The sequence below is a fragment of the Escherichia sp. KTE172 genome, assembly GCF_000408845.1.
GTDB lineage: Bacteria > Pseudomonadota > Gammaproteobacteria > Enterobacterales > Enterobacteriaceae > Escherichia > Escherichia coli.
Window position 1 is genome coordinate 2857168 of sequence record NZ_KE137316.1, and the last position, 19081, is coordinate 2876248.

Genomic DNA, 19081 nt, shown 5'->3' on the forward strand with positions numbered 1-19081 from the left:
AATTGCCCTTTTCTTCATTACCTCTCTCCCAAGATTGGCCCTACCAATTCTTCGCTTATCTGACCTCTGGTTCACAGATCTCCAATTAAAACTCACATCAATGTTGCCAATACATAACATTTAGTTAACCATTCATTGTCATTATCCCTACACAACACAATTGGCAGTACCACTTTTACACAACGTGTGACAAGGAGATGAGCATCAGACTCATTACACGATGTGCGTGGACTGCAGGAGACCTGCAATGAATCTCTGGCAACAAAACTACGATCCCGCCGGGAATATCTGGCTTTCCAGTCTGATAGCATCGCTTCCCATCCTGTTTTTCTTCTTTGCGCTGATTAAGCTCAAACTCAAAGGTTATGTCGCCGCCTCATGGACGGTGGCAATCGCCCTTGCCGTGGCTTTGCTGTTCTATAAAATGCCGGTCGCTAACGCGCTGGCCTCGGTGGTTTATGGCTTCTTCTACGGTTTGTGGCCCATCGCGTGGATCATTATTGCGGCAGTGTTCGTCTATAAGATCTCGGTGAAAACCGGGCAGTTTGACATCATCCGCTCGTCTATTCTTTCGATAACCCCTGACCAGCGCCTGCAAATGCTGATCGTCGGTTTCTGTTTCGGCGCTTTCCTTGAAGGAGCCGCAGGCTTTGGCGCTCCGGTAGCAATTACCGCCGCATTGCTGGTCGGTCTGGGCTTTAAACCACTCTACGCCGCCGGACTGTGCCTGATTGTTAACACCGCGCCAGTGGCATTTGGCGCGATGGGCATTCCGATTCTGGTCGCCGGGCAGGTAACAGGCATCGACAGCTTTGAGATTGGTCAGATGGTGGGGCGTCAGCTGCCGTTTATGACCATTATCGTGCTGTTCTGGATCATGGCGATTATGGACGGTTGGCGCGGAATCAAAGAAACGTGGCCTGCGGTCGTGGTTGCAGGTGGTTCGTTTGCCATTGCTCAATACCTCAGCTCTAACTTCATTGGGCCGGAACTGCCAGACATTATCTCTTCGCTGGTATCACTGCTCTGCCTGACGCTGTTCCTCAAACGCTGGCAACCAGTGCGCGTATTCCGCTTCGGTGACTTGGGGGCGTCACAGGTTGATATGACGCTGGCTCACACCGGTTACACCGCAGGTCAGGTGCTTCGCGCCTGGACACCGTTCCTGTTCCTGACCGCCACCGTAACGCTGTGGAGTATTCCACCGTTTAAAGCCCTGTTCGCTTCGGGTGGTGCGCTGTATGAATGGGTGATCAATATTCCGGTGCCGTACCTCGATAAACTGGTTGCCCGTATGCCGCCAGTGGTCAGTGAAGCGACAGCGTATGCCGCCGTGTTTAAGTTCGACTGGTTCTCTGCCACCGGTACCGCCATTCTTTTTGCTGCCCTGCTCTCGATTGTCTGGCTGAAGATGAAACCATCTGACGCTATCAGCACCTTCGGCAGCACGCTGAAAGAACTGGCTCTGCCTATCTACTCCATCGGTATGGTGCTGGCGTTCGCCTTTATCTCGAACTATTCCGGACTATCATCAACGCTGGCGCTGGCACTGGCGCACACCGGCCATGCATTCACCTTCTTCTCGCCGTTCCTCGGCTGGCTTGGTGTCTTCCTGACCGGATCGGATACCTCATCTAACGCCCTGTTCGCCGCCCTGCAAGCCACTGCAGCACAACAAATTGGCGTTTCTGACCTGTTGTTGGTTGCCGCCAACACCACCGGTGGTGTCACCGGTAAGATGATCTCTCCGCAATCTATCGCTATCGCCTGTGCGGCGGTAGGCCTGGTAGGCAAAGAGTCAGATCTGTTCCGCTTTACCGTCAAACACAGCCTGATCTTCACCTGTATGGTGGGCGTGATCACCACGCTTCAGGCTTATGTCTTAACGTGGATGATTCCTTAATGATTGTTTTACCCAGACGCCTGTCAGACGAGGTTGCCGATCGTGTGCGGGCGCTGATTGATGAAAAAAACCTGGAGGCGGGCATGAAGTTGCCCGCTGAACGTCAACTGGCGATGCAACTCGGCGTATCACGTAATTCACTGCGCGAGGCGCTGGCAAAACTGGTGAGCGAAGGCGTGCTGCTTAGTCGACGCGGCGGCGGGACGTTTATTCGCTGGCGTCATGACACATGGTCGGAGCAAAACATCGTCCAACCGCTGAAAACGCTGATGGCCGATGATCCGGATTACAGTTTCGATATTCTGGAAGCCCGCTACGCCATTGAAGCCAGCACCGCGTGGCATGCGGCAATGCGCGCCACACCAGGCGAAAAAGAGAAAATTCAGCTTTGCTTTGAAGCAACGCTAAGTGAAGACCCGGATCTCGCCTCACAAGCGGACGTTCGTTTTCATCTGGCGATTGCCGAAGCCTCACATAACATCGTGCTGCTGCAAACCATGCGCGGTTTCTTCGATGTCCTGCAATCCTCTGTGAAGCATAGCCGCCAGCGAATGTATCTGGTACCCCCGGTTTTTTCACAGCTGACCGAACAACATCAGGCAGTCATTGACGCCATTTTTGCCGGTGATGCTGACGGGGCGCGTAAAGCAATGATGGCGCACCTTAGCTTTGTTCACACCACCATGAAACGATTCGATGAAGATCAAGCTCGCCATGCACGCATTACCCGCCTGCCTGGTGACCATAATGAGCATTCGAGGGAGAAAAACGCATGATTATTTCCGCAGCCAGCGATTATCGCGCCGCAGCACAACGCATTCTGCCGCCGTTCCTGTTCCACTATATGGATGGGGGTGCATATTCTGAATACACGCTGCGCCGCAACGTGGAAGATTTGTCAGAAGTGGCGCTGCGCCAGCGTATTCTGAAAAACATGTCTGACTTAAGCCTGGAAACGACGCTGTTTAATGAGAAATTGTCGATGCCGGTGGCGCTGGCTCCGGTGGGTTTGTGTGGCATGTATGCGCGTCGTGGCGAAGTTCAGGCTGCCAAAGCGGCGGATGCGCATGGCATTCCGTTTACTCTCTCGACGGTTTCCGTTTGCCCGATTGAAGAAGTCGCTCCAGCCATTAAACGTCCGATGTGGTTCCAGCTTTATGTGCTGCGCGATCGCGGCTTTATGCGTAACGCACTGGAGCGAGCAAAAGCGGCAGGCTGCTCGACGCTGGTTTTCACCGTGGATATGCCGACACCGGGCGCGCGTTACCGTGATGCACACTCGGGTATGAGCGGCCCAAATGCGGCAATGCGCCGTTACTTACAGGCGGTGACGCATCCGCAATGGGCGTGGGATGTGGGCCTGAACGGTCGTCCACATGATTTAGGTAATATCTCGGCTTACCTCGGCAAACCGACCGGACTGGAAGATTACATCGGCTGGCTGGGGAATAATTTCGATCCGTCCATCTCATGGAAAGACCTTGAGTGGATCCGCGATTTCTGGGATGGCCCGATGGTGATCAAAGGGATCCTCGATCCGGAAGATGCGCGCGATGCAGTACGTTTTGGTGCTGATGGAATTGTGGTTTCTAACCACGGTGGCCGCCAGCTGGACGGTGTGCTCTCTTCTGCCCGTGCACTGCCTGCTATTGCGGATGCCGTGAAAGGTGATATCGCCATTCTGGCGGATAGCGGGATTCGTAACGGGCTTGATGTCGTGCGTATGATTGCGCTCGGTGCCGACACCGTACTGCTGGGTCGTGCTTTCCTGTATGCGCTGGCAACAGCGGGCCAGGCGGGCGTGGCAAATCTGCTTAATCTAATCGAGAAAGAGATGAAAGTGGCAATGACGCTGACTGGCGCGAAATCGATCAGTGAAATTACGCAAGATTCGCTGGTGCAAGGGCTGGGTAAAGAGTTGCCTGCGGCACTGGCTCCGATGGCGAAAGGGAATGCGGCATAGTTGGGGGTGAGGGGAAAAGGCCGTACCAATCACCAATTTTCTGCTATCCTGCCCCCGCACTAAGGGGGCAGTATGCTAAACATCGTACTTTACGAACCAGAAATTCCGCCAAATACTGGCAACATCATCCGTCTTTGCGCTAATACCGGCTTTCGTCTGCATATCATCGAACCGATGGGATTTGCCTGGGACGATAAGCGCCTGCGCCGCGCGGGGCTGGACTATCACGAGTTTACCGCCGTTACGCGTCATCATGACTATCGCGCGTTCCTCGAAGCAGAAAATCCCCAGCGCCTGTTTGCCCTCACCACGAAAGGTACGCCTGCTCACAGCGCCGTAAGCTATCAGGATGGCGATTATCTGATGTTCGGCCCGGAAACGCGCGGCCTGCCAGCAAGCATTCTCGATGCCCTGCCCGCTGAACAAAAAATTCGCATTCCAATGGTGCCGGACAGCCGCAGCATGAACCTGTCCAATGCGGTGTCGGTCGTGGTGTATGAAGCCTGGCGGCAGCTGGGATATCCGGGAGCGGTGTTGAGAGATTAGTTACTGTATGCCGGATAGATGATTTGAACTGAACCCCAAAACCTGGACAGTTTCAGTTAACCGGCTTTTTGATGCTCAGTCCGGTATTCTACCGGACTGAGTCCCCCAAGACTGAGTTTTATTCTTTTTTGATTCCAGTAAGTTATGTATTCGTTAACGGCATTTTCCAGCTCTTCTACATTTCTGTAGTCCCGGCGATAGTACATTTCTTCTTTCAGGTGACCAAAGAAGTTCTCCATTACCGCATTATCAAGGCAGTTGCCCTTGCGCGACATGCTCTGCACTAACCCTCTGTCCGCCAGGGCGGACTGATAACTTTTTATCCGGTAATGCCATCCTTGATCACTGTGGAGCAGCGGTTTCTCCCCTTCAGCAAGGCTTTCCAGCCCCTTATTTAACATCCGCTTCACCAGCTCCTCTGTAGGCCTGCAGGCCGTTTCCCACGCCACGATTTCCCCGTTAAACAAATCAAGTATCGGGGACAGGTACAGTTTTTGTCCGCCAGCCCTGAATTCGGTGATATCTGTCACCCATTTCTCACAGGGAGCTTCCGCTTTGAACTGCCGCTGAAGGATATTTTCTGCAGCGAGTCCCATATTTCCCCGGTAAGACCGGTATTTCTTCAGGCGCACAGGAGACTTCAGGCCGAGCTGTTGCATCAGTTTTCGCACCGTTTTGCCACTGAACTTAAGACCTCTTTTCTGAAGCTCACAATGGATCCGCCGGTACCCATAACATCCCCGGTGTTCATGGAAGATGGAGGCTATGAGCTGTTTCACATCAGCATACTTGTCCTTAGCCTTCTGCAGTGACAGCTGGTAGTACAGCGTGCTTCTGGCCAGCCCTGCAGCCTTTAACAGGTCAGACTGGCAGTGTCCGCACCTCAGGCTCCGGATGACTTTCGTTTTTTCTCCAGCTCCTGGCGCTTTTTTTCCAGGAGATGCTCCTGCATGGCTTTCAGATATGCATTTTCTGCGCGAAGATAACGCAGCTCATTCTTCATCTCTTCCGGCGTCATGTTTGCCTCGTTTTCATGGGTATCATCAGAACGGGTCATGCTTTTCTCCTTCCTGCGCCTGATAAAGGCCTCATTACCAGATTTGCGGTAGCCTTTTATCCAGTTTTTAACCGTGTTGTGGCTGGGAATGTTAAACCGGGCAGCTACCCGGGGTAGAGACTCAGAATGCCCGAGAGCATAAAGAACCACGCAAAGTTTATCTTCAGGAGAATAGCTACGCTTGTGTCTGCAATCCAGTGCCCGAGGACCGTGAAGAAGAAAAAGATTAATCCAGTGTGAGAGGCTGGTGTGAGAAAGTTGAAAGAGTTTTGCCGTAGAAATGATGCCTGCATGACCAGCCAGGTAGTGATTTACAGCGGCAAGTTTTACTTCAAATGAATGTTTCATAAACTGCACCTTCAGATGTCAGATTATGTCCAACATTTGGGGTGCAGTTCAATTACATCGCATCCGGCACAATCACAGGACGTCAGATCCCATCCCCATATTCAAACGTATGGTTAATACCGTTGAAATGCTGATCCATATCCATTGACGGTTTATCGCTGTCTGGTTTACCGACAATGCGTGCCGGAACGCCAGCGGCGGTGGTATGCGGCGGCACCGGTTGCAGCACCACGGAACCTGCGCCAATCTTCGCGCCGCGCCCAACTTCAATATTGCCGAGAATTTTCGCGCCCGCGCCAATCATCACACCTTCACGAATTTTCGGATGACGGTCGCCACCAGATTTACCCGTACCGCCAAGCGTCACAGATTGCAGAATCGATACGTCGTTTTCAATCACCGCCGTTTCACCCACAACGATGCCCGTGGCGTGGTCAAGCATGATACCGCGGCCAATTTTTGCTGCCGGGTGAATATCAACCTGGAACGTTACAGAAACCTGGTTTTGCAGAAATATTGCCAGTGCGCGGCGGCCCTGATTCCACAGCCAGTGACCGATACGATAGGCCTGCAAGGCATGAAAACCTTTCAGATATAACAAGGGGGTTGAGTATTTATCCACCGCCGGGTCGCGGGTACGCACTGCCTGAATATCACAGGCCGCAGAGGCGATCATTTCCGGGTCGGCGGCGTAGGCTTCTTCCACCACTTCACGGATAGCAATAGCAGGCATAATTGGCGATGACAGCTTGTTCGCCAGCATGTAGCTCAGTGCACTGCCCAGGTTTTCGTGCTTGAGTAGCGTCGCGTGGTAAAAACTGGCCAGCATTGGCTCACAGTCCGCCAGCGTTCTGGCTTCAGCTTTAATATTGTTCCAGACAATTTCCAGTTCTTCACACGACATTGCTTACTCCACACGATGAGATAATGACCGGCCCGTTCTGCGCGGGCCGGGTCATAGAGGTAACAAAGGTTCCCTTGGTTTAGTGGCTGCTGCGCTCGTCCTTGCGTGCACGACCTAATAACGTCAATGCTGCCTCGCGCGCGTTTTTTCCGCAATATAATACTTGATAAATTTCCTCGGTTATTGGCATTTCAACGCCGAAGCGATGCGCCAGTTCGCGGACTTCTTTCGTATTGCGGTAGCCTTCCACCACCTGACCAATCTTCTCCTGCGCGCTTTGTACATCCATGCCCTGACCGAGCATCATGCCAAAACGGCGGTTACGCGACTGGTTGTCGGTACAGGTAAGCACCAGATCGCCCAGCCCCGCCATGCCCATAAAGGTGGCAGGATCGGCACCCAGCGCCGCGCCAAGACGCGACATCTCAGCCAGCCCACGAGTGATCAGCGCCGTACGCGCATTCGCACCAAAACCGATACCGTCGGACATTCCCGCGCCAATGGCAATGACGTTTTTCACCGCGCCGCCAAGCTGCACACCGATGAAATCCGGATTGCTGTAAACGCGGAAACTTTTGCCGCAGTGCAGCAGTTGCTGGAGATCATCAGCAAAGGTCTGGTCGGTAGAGGCCAGCGAAATAGCCGTCGGTAAACCTGCTGCCAGTTCTTTCGCAAACGTTGGGCCAGAGATAACCGCCAGCGGAATGTGATCGCCTAACGCTTCACGCGCCACGTCCTGTAACAGACGCCCGGTTTCCGCTTCCAGACCTTTGGTCGCCCACACCAGCCGCGCATCAGGACGCATCAGCGGTTTAATCTGACGCAGCACTTCACCAAAGACATGGCTGGGTACGACGACGAGAATATTACGGCTGGCTGCCAGCGCAGTGGCGAGATCGCTTTCAAGATGGAGCGTATCGGGAAAAGGCACATCGGGGAGAAACGCGGCGTTACAGCGGTCGCGTTCAAGCGTTGCGATATGTTCAGGGTCATGGCCCCAGAGGACAACCTCGTGGCCATTTCTTGCCAGGGTGATGGCAAGAGCGGTGCCGTACGAGCCGGCACCGATCACAGTCATTGAAGCATTACGTTGGTTCATCAGGCATCCTGATGTTCTTCAGTACCTTCGCCAGCCTGCTGCTGCAAATAGTTCATGAACAGCGCATCGAAGTTAACCGGCGCAAGGTTCAGTTGCGGGAATGTACCGCGGGATACCATGCTGGTGATGCACTCACGAGCATACGGGAACAGAATGTTCGGGCAGTATGCACCCAGGCAATGTGCCATCTGGGTGCCTTCGATACCCGCGATGGAGAAAATACCGCCCTGCTGAACTTCACACAGGAACGCGGTTTCTTCGCCCAGGGAGGCCGTTACGGTAACACGCAGTACCACTTCGTAAACGTCATCTGCCAGTTGAGAAGATGCCGTATCCAGATCAAGTTTAACTTCTGGCTGCCAATCTTTCTGGAAAACGTGCGGCGCGTTCGGCGCTTCGAAAGAAATATCCTTGGTATAAATACGTTGGATCTGGAAAGTCATTTCGGTGTTGTTTTGTTCTGACATGTGTAGAAAACCCTTAAGTGTTGTCCTTAAATACTGCGCAATGTAATGCCAACGTTCACACGTTATTTCAGCAGGGGATCCAGTCCACCACGTGCATCCAATGCATACAAGTCATCACAGCCGCCAATGTGCTGTGCGTCAATAAAAATCTGGGGAACCGTGGTGCGACCGCTGCGTTTGATCATCTCTTCACGCTTAGCGGCGTTGGCATCGATCGGTAACTCCTGAAAACTCACGCCCTTGCTGCTCAGCAGTGCTTTCGCACGATGGCAATACGGGCAGGTTTCTTTGGTATAGATTTCAACATTGGCCATAACTTAGCTCCTGTTTTTTTACCCTGAAAATTTCTTGTTGCAGGGCGGCTGCAAAATGGAGTGTCCCCAGAAGCTTATAACAATAAGTCGCTGGGGGCCTAATTGCAGCTAACGGCCTGCATCATGAAAGACGACAGGTAAATTATTTGCCGCGCACCAGAGGTAAGTTTTCGCCAGCCCAGCCAGCAACGCCCTCTTTCAGCACGAATACTTGCGCAAAACCAGCTTTCGTCAGCGCGTTTGCAGGCTCCTGGCACTGCATGCCAGAACCGTCTACCACGATAACCGGTTTGTCTTTGTGCTTCTCAAGCTCACCAACATTGTTGGCTTTGATTTCGCTCGGCAACAGGTTGATAGAACCTGCGATATGGCCTTTACGGAAGTCATCACGCTGACGTAAATCCACAACCACAGCATCTTCTTTGTTGATCAGACGCGTAGCTTCACCACGAGTAATCACCTTCACTTTCGAGGTCAGGCTCTTAAACGTAGTCACAAGAACCGCCACCAGTAACGCGATCCAGGCGATACTCAGTATGGGATGACGGCCAACAAATTGCATAATTTCTTGCATGGGGGGTAACAACTCCCGACGTAGTGATTAAAAAAACCAGGAAAGGAGTATACCTGCGCGGTGCGGCAAATACAGCCAGCGCGTTAACTGGAATGCAATTTTGCGGGGCGCGACGAAAAAAAAGCGCAAATCTGGCATCGGCTTGCTGCGAGCGGTCGTATATTTTGATCTTCAGAGGCTATTTTATCGATTCAGCTGTAGTAAAATTACGCAAATTTTGACTCTTGAGTATGAGGTTGTCGCAATGTCGGTTTCTAAAAAACCTATGGTACTGGTGATTCTGGATGGCTATGGCTATCGTGAAGAACAGCAGGATAACGCCATTTTTAGTGCTAAAACCCCGGTAATGGATGCACTGTGGGCCAATCGTCCGCATACCCTGATCGACGCTTCCGGTCTGGAAGTCGGTCTGCCTGACCGTCAGATGGGTAACTCCGAAGTAGGCCACGTTAACCTGGGTGCCGGCCGCATCGTGTATCAGGACCTGACTCGTCTGGACGTTGAAATCAAAGATCGCGCTTTCTTCGCTAACCCGGTACTGACTGGCGCGGTAGATAAAGCGAAAAACGCAGGCAAAGCAGTTCACATTATGGGTCTGCTGTCCGCAGGCGGCGTACACAGCCACGAAGATCACATCATGGCGATGGTAGAACTGGCCGCTGAACGCGGCGCAGAAAAAATCTACCTGCACGCATTCCTTGACGGTCGCGACACTCCACCGCGCAGTGCCGAATCCTCGCTGAAAAAATTCGAAGAAAAATTTGCCGCACTGGGCAAAGGCCGCGTAGCGTCCATCATTGGTCGTTACTACGCCATGGACCGCGATAACCGTTGGGATCGCGTTGAAAAAGCTTATGACCTGCTAACTCTGGCGCAGGGTGAGTTCCAGGCCGATACCGCCGTTGCTGGTTTGCAGGCTGCTTATGCTCGCGACGAAAACGACGAATTCGTGAAAGCGACCGTTATCCGTGCAGAAGGTCAGCCAGACGCGGCAATGGAAGACGGCGATGCGCTGATTTTCATGAACTTCCGTGCTGACCGCGCACGTGAAATCACTCGTGCATTCGTGAACGCTGATTTCGATGGCTTCGCGCGTAAGAAAGTGGTTAACGTCGATTTCGTGATGCTGACCGAATACGCCGCTGACATCAAAACTGCGGTTGCTTACCCACCCGCTTCCCTGGTTAACACCTTCGGCGAGTGGATGGCGAAAAACGACAAAACTCAGTTACGTATTTCCGAAACCGAAAAATATGCCCACGTTACTTTCTTCTTCAACGGTGGCGTAGAAGAGTCGTTCAAAGGCGAAGATCGCATTCTGATCAACTCACCGAAAGTGGCTACCTACGATCTGCAACCGGAAATGAGCTCCGCAGAGCTGACCGAAAAACTGGTTGCGGCAATCAAGAGCGGCAAATACGACACCATTATCTGTAACTATCCGAACGGCGACATGGTAGGTCACACCGGGGTGATGGAAGCGGCGGTTAAAGCGGTTGAAGCGCTGGATCACTGCGTGGAAGAAGTCGCGAAAGCAGTTGAGTCCGTGGGTGGACAACTGCTGATCACCGCTGACCACGGTAACGCTGAACAGATGCGCGATCCGGCAACGGGTCAGGCACACACGGCACACACCAACCTGCCAGTTCCGCTGATTTATGTTGGTGATAAGAACGTGAAAGCGGTTGAAGGCGGCAAACTTTCTGACATCGCGCCGACCATGTTGTCGCTGATGGGTATGGAAATCCCGCAAGAGATGACTGGTAAGCCGCTGTTCATCGTGGAATAATCCCTCCCCATGAGGGGAAAGGCGATTAATACCATGACACGGGCCGTGAAACCGCGCAGGTTTGCAATCAGGCCCATCATCTACGCCAGCGTTCTTAGCGCTGGCGTATTGTTGTGCGCCTTTTCCGCCCACGCGGATGAGCGTGACCAACTCAAATCTATTCAGGCCGATATCGCCGCGAAAGAGCGCGCGGTACGCCAAAAGCAACAACAACGCTCCAGCCTGCTTGCTCAGTTGAAAAAGCAGGAAGAAGCGATCTCGGAAGCCACCCGTAAGCTGCGCGAAACGCAAAACACGCTCAATCAACTGAATAAACAGATTGATGAGATGAACGCGTCGATTGCCAAACTGGAGCAGCAAAAAGCCGCCCAGGAGCGCAGCCTCGCCGCACAACTGGATGCCGCATTCCGTCAGGGCGAGCATACCGGTATTCAGCTGATTCTCAGCGGTGAAGAAAGCCAGCGTGGACAGCGTTTACAGGCTTATTTCGGCTATCTCAACCAGGCGCGACAAGAAACCATTGCTCAGTTGAAACAAACGCGTGAAGAAGTCGCTATGCAACGCGCCGAGCTGGAAGAGAAACAGAGCGAGCAACAAACGCTGTTGTATGAGCAGCGCGCCCAACAGGCGAAGCTGACCCAGGCGCTGAACGAGCGTAAAAAGACGCTGGCAGGGCTGGAGTCTTCCATCCAGCAAGGTCAGCAACAGTTGAGCGAGCTGCGCGCCAACGAATCCCGTCTGCGTAACAGCATTGCCCGTGCGGAAGCCGCGGCGAAAGCGCGTGCTGAACGAGAAGCGCGTGAGGCCCAGGCGGTTCGCGACCGCCAGAAAGAAGCGACGCGCAAAGGCACCACCTACAAACCGACCGAAAGCGAAAAATCGCTGATGTCCCGAACTGGTGGCCTGGGTGCGCCGCGTGGTCAGGCATTCTGGCCAGTTCGCGGGCCGACGCTGCATCGCTATGGCGAGCAGCTACAGGGTGAATTACGCTGGAAAGGAATGGTTATCGGTGCCTCTGAAGGTACTGAAGTTAAAGCAATTGCCGACGGTCGGGTGATTCTGGCTGACTGGCTGCAAGGCTACGGTCTGGTGGTGGTGGTTGAGCATGGTAAAGGCGACATGAGTCTTTACGGCTATAATCAGAGCGCACTGGTGAGCGTTGGTTCGCAGGTTCGCGCGGGCCAGCCGATTGCACTGGTGGGCAGCAGTGGCGGTCAGGGTCGGCCTTCACTCTATTTCGAAATTCGCCGCCAGGGTCAGGCGGTCAATCCACAGCCGTGGTTGGGAAGATAAGTTTTGTTTCCATTTCGTCGTAACGTTCTTGCATTTGCCGCTCTGTTGGCGCTCTCCTCCCCCGTAATTGCTGGCAAGCTTGCCATCGTCATTGATGATTTTGGGTATCGCCCGCACAACGAAAACCAGGTGCTGGCGATGCCTTCCGCTATATCCGTCGCTGTATTACCCGATTCACCGCACGCCAGAGAGATGGCGACCAAAGCGCATAACAGCGGTCACGAAGTGTTGATTCATCTACCGATGGCACCACTGAGTAAACAGCCGCTGGAGAAAAATACGCTACGCCCGGAGATGAGCAGCGACGAAATTGAGCGCATTATTCGTAGTGCGGTCAATAACGTGCCCTATGCCGTGGGGATCAACAACCACATGGGCAGCAAGATGACCTCTAACCTGTTTGGTATGCAGAAAGTGATGCAGGCGCTGGAGCGTTACAATCTTTACTTCCTCGACAGCGTAACCATCGGTAATACCCAGGCGATGCGCGCAGCGCAAGGCACTGGCGTGAAGGTGATCAAACGGAAAGTGTTCCTCGACGATTCGCAAAATGAAGCGGACATCCGTGTGCAATTCAATCGCGCAATTGACCTGGCACGTCGCAACGGTTCGACCATTGCCATTGGGCATCCTCACCCTTCCACGGTACGCGTGTTACAACAGATGGTTTATAACCTGCCGCCAGACATTACGCTGGTGAAAGCCAGCAGCTTGCTGAATGAACCGCAGGTTGATACGTCTACACCGCCGAAAAACACTGTGCCCGACACACCGCGTAATCCGTTCCGTGGCGTGAAGCTCTGCAAACCGAAGAAACCGCTGGAACCTGTTTATGCTAATCGCTTCTTTGAAGTATTAAGCGAAAGCATCAGCCAGAGCACGCTGATCGTTTACTTCCAGCATCAGTGGCAAGGCTGGGGCAAACAGCCTGAAGCGGCGAAGCTTAACGCTAGCGTAAATTAAAGGCGCTACGCGTAATGCGATGGTGCGACCGCGTTTTGTCGCGCCATTGCCATAAGCGGAAAGACCACAGTAACGCCTGATAACCCACCTTCACGCTGCGCACATTGGTAATCAGGCGCTTATACATACCGGAAGTAAATATCTCAGCAATCATCCGTTGGCGGGTAATAATATCCGGCTCTTTGCGCACCGCATGGCAAACACGCAATGCTTCGTAAGTTATTTGCTGATGAAATTCCGGATAAATCGTAATTTTGTCGGCATAATTTCGATTTAATTTCTCTAGCAGGCGGGTAATCTTAATATAGTGACGTTGATAATTAAGGTTTTTATTCCCTTGTCTATTCAACCGACTCACTGACGTATTATGCAGATAATATTTATATAACGATTGCTCGGTATATCGCGCACGCAGCGCATTAAACATAAATTCTGTTGTCCAGACAATATCCTGATGATGTAATCCGGCAATAAATTTAATGTTATTTTTAACAATAACATCGCGGCGATAAACCCCCATCCAGACAACGTGAGTCCAACGGCGGGAAGAAAGCCCCATCCGCAACCAATCCGGGCCGGTTAATACGCCGGTTGAGCGAAGGCGATCGGTGGGGATGGATTGCCAGGTTTCTCCCGTTTCACGAAAACACCAGTCAGCGTTGCACTGCGCCACGTCGAGGTCGTCCTCTAACGCCATGGTCATCAGCGTTTCGTACATGGTGGGATACACCTCATCATCAGCATCGACAAAAGCGACATATTTGCCCGTCGCCACCTCGATCCCACGATTACGCGCCACCGATGCGCCAGCATTCGCCTGATGCAACAAACGAACGTGCGGATAGTTTTCTGCGTAATGCTTTGCTATTTCAACAGAATTATCCGTTGAACCATCGTTAATAATAATGATTTCCAGAGCAGTCCAGGTTTGCGTAATTAAAGATTCCATACAAGTGCGGAAATCATCACCCGCATTATATAACGGGATAATAACACTAAGTTTATTGGTGCTGTTCATCATAAATTACCGACAACCTCTGAAGTTATCCTGACGTTTTACAGGCTTTGTATTAAGAAACTATTAAGCCTGTGAGATATTATTTTTACAGGTGAGAGAGTCACTTCAGGGTAGAGAGATAATGAGAACAGCTATATAAGAGATCAGCGCAATTACGAACTCTTTATTACACTGACAGGATTTTACATATTTAACGGATTATCCTCAGGAAAAAGGGCTGGAATACCAGCCCTTGTTTGTGTTAATCCCAGCTCAGGATAACTTTCCCGGACTGGCCCGAACGCATGGCGTCAAAGCCCTTCTGGAAATCATCGATAGAGAAACGATGGGTAATGATCGGCGAGAGATCGAGGCCAGACTGAATCAGCGCCGCCATCTTGTACCAGGTTTCAAACATCTCACGACCGTAAATACCTTTAATGAACAAGCCTTTAAAGATCACTTTGGTCCAGTCGATAGACATATCAGATGGTGGAATACCCAGCATCGCAATACGACCGCCGTGGTTCATGGTGTCGAGCATGGTACGAAACGCTGGCGGCGCACCGGACATTTCCAGACCGACATCAAAGCCTTCGGTCATGCCCAGTTCTGCCATCACATCATTGAGGTTCTCTTTAGCGACGTTAACCGCACGGGTGACACCCATTTTACGCGCCAACTCAAGGCGGTATTCGTTAACATCAGTAATCACCACGTTACGTGCACCAACGTGTTTCGCCACCGCCGCCGCCATAATACCAATCGGGCCTGCACCAGAGACCAGCACATCCTCGCCCACCAGATCAAACGACAGCGCGGTATGCACGGCGTTACCGAAGGGATCAAAAATGGAAGCCAGATCATCGGAGATATTGTCAGGGATTTTGAAAGCGTTGAACGCCGGAATCACCAGATACTCGGCGAAGCAGCCCGGACGGTTAACGCCGACGCCGATCGTGTTGCGGCACAGATGGGTACGACCGCCACGACAGTTGCGACAGTGACCGCAGGTGATATGGCCTTCGCCAGAAACGCGATCGCCAATCTTGAAGCCTTTCACTTCCTGACCAATACCTACCACTTCACCGACATATTCATGGCCCACGACCATCGGCACCGGGATGGTTTTTTGCGACCACTCATCCCAGTTATAGATGTGAACGTCAGTCCCGCAGATGGCTGTTTTACGGATTTTAATCAGCAGATCGTTATGCCCGAGTTCCGGTACAGGAACGTCGGTCATCCAGATGCCCTCTTCCGCTTTCAGTTTGGATAACGCTTTCATCTCACATCCTCAGGCGATAACGCCCAGTTGTTTACCAATACGCGTGAATGCTTCTACTGCACGCGTAATTTGCTCAGGGGTATGCGCCGCAGACATCTGGGTACGAATACGCGCCTGACCTTTCGGAACGACCGGATAGAAGAAACCGGTGACGTAAATGCCCTCTTTTTGCAGCTCACGGGCAAATTTCTGCGCTACTACCGCATCACCAAGCATGACCGGAATAATGGCGTGATCGGCTCCCGCTAGGGTAAAGCCCGCCGCCGACATTTGCTCACGGAACTGACGCGCGTTCGCCCAGAGACGGTCACGCAGCTCGCTACCCGCTTCAACCATCTCCAGCACTTTGATGGAAGCGGCAACAATGGCCGGTGCCAGCGAGTTGGAGAACAGATACGGACGAGAACGCTGGCGCAGCCACTCAACCACTTCTTTGCGCGCCGCGGTATAACCACCAGAAGCCCCGCCCAGCGCTTTACCGAGCGTGCCGGTGATAATATCGACCCGGCCCATCACATCGCAGTATTCATGGGAACCACGACCGTTTTCACCGACAAAACCTACCGCGTGGGAGTCATCTACCATCACCAGGGCATCATATTTATCTGCCAGATCGCAAACGCCTTTCAGATTGGCAATCACGCCGTCCATCGAGAACACACCATCGGTGGCAATCAGCACATGACGCGCACCGGCTTCACGCGCTTCTTTCAGACGTGCTTCCAGCTCCTGCATATCGTTGTTGGCATAACGATAGCGTTTAGCTTTGCACAGACGCACACCATCAATAATAGACGCGTGGTTCAGTGCGTCGGAGATAATGGCGTCTTCCGCGCCCAACAGCGTTTCAAACAGGCCACCGTTAGCATCAAAGCAGGAAGAGTAGAGAATCGCATCTTCCATCCCCAGGAAGGCCGCCAGTTTTTGTTCAAGCTCTTTATGGCTGTCCTGAGTGCCGCAAATAAAACGCACCGAAGCCATGCCGAAACCGTGAGAATCCATTCCCGCCTTTGCCGCCGCAATCAGATCCGGATGATTCGCCAGTCCGAGATAGTTATTGGCACAAAAGTTAATGACGTGGCTTCCATCAGCCACAGTGATATCTGCTTGCTGCGCAGACGTAATAATGCGCTCTTCTTTAAACAACCCTTCCGCCCGTGCGGTTTCCAGATCGTTGGTTAACTGCTGATAAAATTCTCCACGCATTGCGATTCTCCAGACAGGGCAAATTCCAGCACATATTACCCAAACTTATAGGTTGCGACGAGATGACGCGTTAACACTTCTGCAAAATTCAGGATAAATAACGTGAATCTTGATGTCTCTCAACACCTATAGATAGTAGAAAAACTGTACAGTTTTGGCTGGGCATAATGATGAGTGATTTTACTGCATTGATATAAAAAGAAAAAATGATGCCAAAGCATCATTTTTTCCTATCTCAGTTGGCATCAAAACGCTACCCACTAATGGAGGGAAACCTATTTTCTTGAAAGGAAAATTCTCAGCGCCTGCATTTTTGCCCCTAAAGTGTTACTCCTGAAGCAGCGAAACAAATCGAACCATTTTCCTCTCCCCAGATAGTTTAGGTTGAAGAGATCGGAACGTTTGTAATAGCACATGACAAAGATGCCCTGGTCATCGTCCACAATGTTATTGTTTAGGGTTATTTTTTGACTTTCCAGAACTAATTTATAGAATTCTTTCCATTTATGCTGTGAACCAACAATTGCGCCACCAATAATATATACATGATTGCCAATCATGAAATCAAAAGCCTGTTGTTGAGATGTGACAGTAAGCCCTTTTTTTATAGTGAAAAGATGCATCTTATTTTCATCAAATGGGAAATCCCAAATTTTCAATCCTCGAGTTACATTTGGCTTACGGCAATAGCCAAAATCTATCCACGCAACAAGAGGCGTTTTCACTAAGCCCATGTTGATAGCTTTATTTACAAAATAGGCCTTAAGGTTACATACCAAAACATACTCTGGTGACCAGTACTCTGGGTTTTTTAATTGTCGAGGCTCAAGTCTATTTGTAAACGACTCATCTTTTTGAATTTTTTCGATACGACTTCTGATATATCTAAATTTCTTTTTTATATCGATAACGATAACCGTTGTTGGTTTTCCGTTGCGAATCGCTTCAACCCTTGATTTCAAATCGGGAGAAGTGAAAATAATCATCTCATTTTCAAGTGCGGCCAGACGCTCAAAGTAACTAAAATAAACATCAACTGAACGAGCTAGTTTTTCACGGAACCCTTTATTAGCAGTCCAATCCCCTCTACCAATGTCAAAATATGCAGTGATAATTGTGGTGGATGATTTCATTACTAATAAGACCATTAATATAAAAAAAGAATTATATCATAAATATTAACAGAATGTATACTGTATATTATCCATTCAAATGTTTCAGTTATTTATCATACATCGGAATATTGATACTAAAGCACTATTCACGTGCAAATCCAACATCCGCCATGAAGGACTGGCTAAAACCCAAACTAGTTTGTTGCAATTAGCATCCTTGCATCTCTATGTAAAGGGCTGAAGGGATTCGGATGTGATGGTATGATTACAGACATTCGTGTCTGAGATTGTCTCTGACTCCATAATTCGAAGGTTACAGTTATGATCATCGTTACCGGCGGCGCGGGCTTTATCGGCAGCAACATCGTTAAAGCCCTGAATGACAAAGGCATCACCGATATTCTGGTGGTGGACAACCTGAAAGACGGCACCAAGTTTGTGAACCTGGTGGATCTGGATATCGCGGACTATATGGATAAGGAAGACTTCCTGATCCAGATTATGGCTGGCGAAGAGTTCGGCGATGTCGAAGCGATTTTCCACGAAGGCGCGTGCTCTTCCACCACCGAGTGGGACGGCAAATATATGATGGATAACAACTATCAATACTCCAAGGAGCTGCTGCACTACTGCCTTGAGCGCGAAATCCCGTTCCTGTACGCTTCTTCTGCAGCCACTTACGGCGGTCGCACCTCCGACTTTATTGAATCCCGCGAATATGAAAAACCGTTGAATGTCTACGGTTACTCAAAATTCCTGTTTGATGAATATGTTCGCCAAATCCTGCCTGAAGCGAACTCGCAGATTGTTGGCTTCCGCTATTTCAACGTTTATGGACCGCGTGAAGGCCATAAAGGTAGCATGGCGAGCGTCGCTTTCCATCTCAACACTCAGCTTAACAACGGTGAATCACCGAAGCTGTTTGAAGGTAGCGAGAACTTCAAACGTGACTTCGTCTATGTGGGCGACGTAGCAGATGTAAACCTGTGGTTCCTGGAAAATGGCGTTTCCGGTATCTTCAACCTCGGCACCGGTCGTGCAGAATCCTTCCAGGCAGTAGCAGATGCTACGCTTGCTTATCACAAGAAAGGGCAGATCGAATACATTCCGTTCCCGGATAAACTGAAAGGCCGCTATCAGGCGTTCACTCAGGCTGATCTGACAAATCTGCGCGCGGCGGGTTACGACAAACCGTTCAAAACCGTTGCTGAAGGTGTAACGGAATACATGGCCTGGCTGAATCGCGACGCATAAG

Annotated in this window: 18 protein-coding genes; 8 read left to right on the plus strand and 10 right to left on the minus strand. The window is 51.3% G+C overall.

Features of this window, described 5'->3' with window-relative positions:
* The first annotated feature begins 247 nt into the window (after positions 1–247).
* From lldP to trmL, 4 genes are all read left to right on the plus strand, one after another.
* Positions 248–1903 carry an L-lactate permease gene (gene lldP, locus G434_RS10255; protein ID WP_001297977.1) on the plus strand — a complete coding sequence of 552 codons (1656 nt, stop codon included), beginning with the start codon at positions 248–250 and terminating at the stop codon, positions 1901–1903.
* Complete coding sequence (gene lldR / locus G434_RS10250) at positions 1903–2679, plus strand: transcriptional regulator LldR (RefSeq protein WP_001304974.1); 777 nt, start codon at positions 1903–1905, stop codon at positions 2677–2679. The genes lldP and lldR overlap by 1 nt, the downstream gene beginning before the upstream one ends.
* The gene (gene lldD / locus G434_RS10245; protein ID WP_000586962.1) at positions 2676–3866 is read left to right on the plus strand and encodes a quinone-dependent L-lactate dehydrogenase; all 1191 of its coding nucleotides are present in this window, start codon (positions 2676–2678) and stop codon (positions 3864–3866) included. Before lldR ends, lldD begins: the two co-directional genes overlap by 4 nt.
* 72 nt (positions 3867–3938) lie before the next feature.
* The gene (gene trmL / locus G434_RS10240; RefSeq protein ID WP_000932347.1) at positions 3939–4412 is read left to right on the plus strand and encodes a tRNA (uridine(34)/cytosine(34)/5-carboxymethylaminomethyluridine(34)-2'-O)-methyltransferase TrmL; all 474 of its coding nucleotides are present in this window, start codon (positions 3939–3941) and stop codon (positions 4410–4412) included.
* Positions 4413–4468: 56 nt separating this feature from the next.
* Here the strand turns inward: trmL and G434_RS29890 are convergent.
* The 6 genes from G434_RS29890 to G434_RS10210 form a co-directional block, all read right to left on the minus strand.
* Positions 4469–5817, minus strand: a protein-coding gene (locus G434_RS29890) for an IS3-like element IS1397 family transposase (RefSeq protein ID WP_100190663.1) whose coding sequence is annotated in 2 segments (ribosomal slippage) — positions 4469–5337 and positions 5337–5817 — 1350 coding nt in all. Because the reading frame shifts where the segments join, the coding sequence is not laid out codon by codon here.
* Between the two features lie 82 nt (positions 5818–5899).
* Entirely contained in the window at positions 5900–6721 is an 822-nt protein-coding gene (gene cysE / locus G434_RS10230; protein WP_001277561.1) for a serine O-acetyltransferase, read from the minus strand.
* A 79-nt stretch (positions 6722–6800) separates the two neighbouring features.
* Entirely contained in the window at positions 6801–7820 is a 1020-nt protein-coding gene (gene gpsA / locus G434_RS10225; RefSeq protein WP_001076190.1) for an NAD(P)H-dependent glycerol-3-phosphate dehydrogenase, read from the minus strand.
* Complete coding sequence (gene secB / locus G434_RS10220) at positions 7820–8287, minus strand: protein-export chaperone SecB (RefSeq protein ID WP_000003377.1); 468 nt, start codon at positions 8285–8287, stop codon at positions 7820–7822. Before secB ends, gpsA begins: the two co-directional genes overlap by 1 nt.
* A 62-nt stretch (positions 8288–8349) precedes the next feature.
* A complete protein-coding gene (gene grxC, locus G434_RS10215) occupies positions 8350–8601 on the minus strand; it encodes a glutaredoxin 3 (RefSeq protein ID WP_000024389.1) in 252 nt (83 codons plus the stop codon).
* A 142-nt stretch (positions 8602–8743) separates the two neighbouring features.
* Positions 8744–9175, minus strand: coding sequence for a rhodanese-like domain-containing protein (locus G434_RS10210; RefSeq protein ID WP_001156181.1), 432 nt, complete (start codon positions 9173–9175; stop codon positions 8744–8746).
* Between the two features lie 244 nt (positions 9176–9419).
* On the opposite strand from G434_RS10210, the gene gpmM reads away from it, so the two are divergent.
* Genes gpmM through G434_RS10195 form a run of 3 tightly spaced genes read left to right on the plus strand, consistent with a single transcriptional unit; the run spans position 9420 to position 13220 of the window.
* Entirely contained in the window at positions 9420–10964 is a 1545-nt protein-coding gene (gene gpmM / locus G434_RS10205; RefSeq protein WP_000116566.1) for a 2,3-bisphosphoglycerate-independent phosphoglycerate mutase, read from the plus strand.
* Between the two features lie 33 nt (positions 10965–10997).
* Positions 10998–12257, plus strand: a complete 1260-nt coding sequence (gene envC, locus G434_RS10200; RefSeq protein ID WP_000196271.1) for a murein hydrolase activator EnvC — start codon at positions 10998–11000, stop codon at positions 12255–12257.
* A gap of 3 nt (positions 12258–12260) precedes the next feature.
* Positions 12261–13220 (plus strand): divergent polysaccharide deacetylase family protein, encoded by a 960-nt coding sequence (locus tag G434_RS10195; protein WP_000483832.1) that lies wholly within the window; start codon positions 12261–12263, stop codon positions 13218–13220.
* Here the strand turns inward: G434_RS10195 and waaH are convergent.
* The 4 genes from waaH to yibB all read right to left on the minus strand — a co-directional run bounded on the left by waaH (position 13207) and on the right by yibB (position 17844).
* Complete coding sequence (gene waaH, locus G434_RS10190; protein ID WP_000982100.1) at positions 13207–14241, minus strand: UDP-glucuronate:LPS(HepIII) glycosyltransferase; 1035 nt, start codon at positions 14239–14241, stop codon at positions 13207–13209. The genes G434_RS10195 and waaH overlap by 14 nt on opposite strands.
* Positions 14242–14479: 238 nt before the next feature.
* Positions 14480–15505 carry an L-threonine 3-dehydrogenase gene (gene tdh / locus G434_RS10185; RefSeq protein WP_000646019.1) on the minus strand — a complete coding sequence of 342 codons (1026 nt, stop codon included), beginning with the start codon at positions 15503–15505 and terminating at the stop codon, positions 14480–14482.
* A gap of 9 nt (positions 15506–15514) precedes the next feature.
* Entirely contained in the window at positions 15515–16711 is a 1197-nt protein-coding gene (gene kbl / locus G434_RS10180) for a glycine C-acetyltransferase (RefSeq protein ID WP_001213834.1), read from the minus strand.
* A gap of 275 nt (positions 16712–16986) precedes the next feature.
* A complete protein-coding gene (yibB, locus tag G434_RS10175) occupies positions 16987–17844 on the minus strand; it encodes a protein YibB (RefSeq protein WP_000842829.1) in 858 nt (285 codons plus the stop codon).
* 303 nt (positions 17845–18147) lie between these two features.
* On the opposite strand from yibB, the gene rfaD reads away from it, so the two are divergent.
* The gene (gene rfaD / locus G434_RS10170; protein WP_000587750.1) at positions 18148–19080 is read left to right on the plus strand and encodes an ADP-glyceromanno-heptose 6-epimerase; all 933 of its coding nucleotides are present in this window, start codon (positions 18148–18150) and stop codon (positions 19078–19080) included.
* Position 19081: the final 1 nt, after the last annotated feature.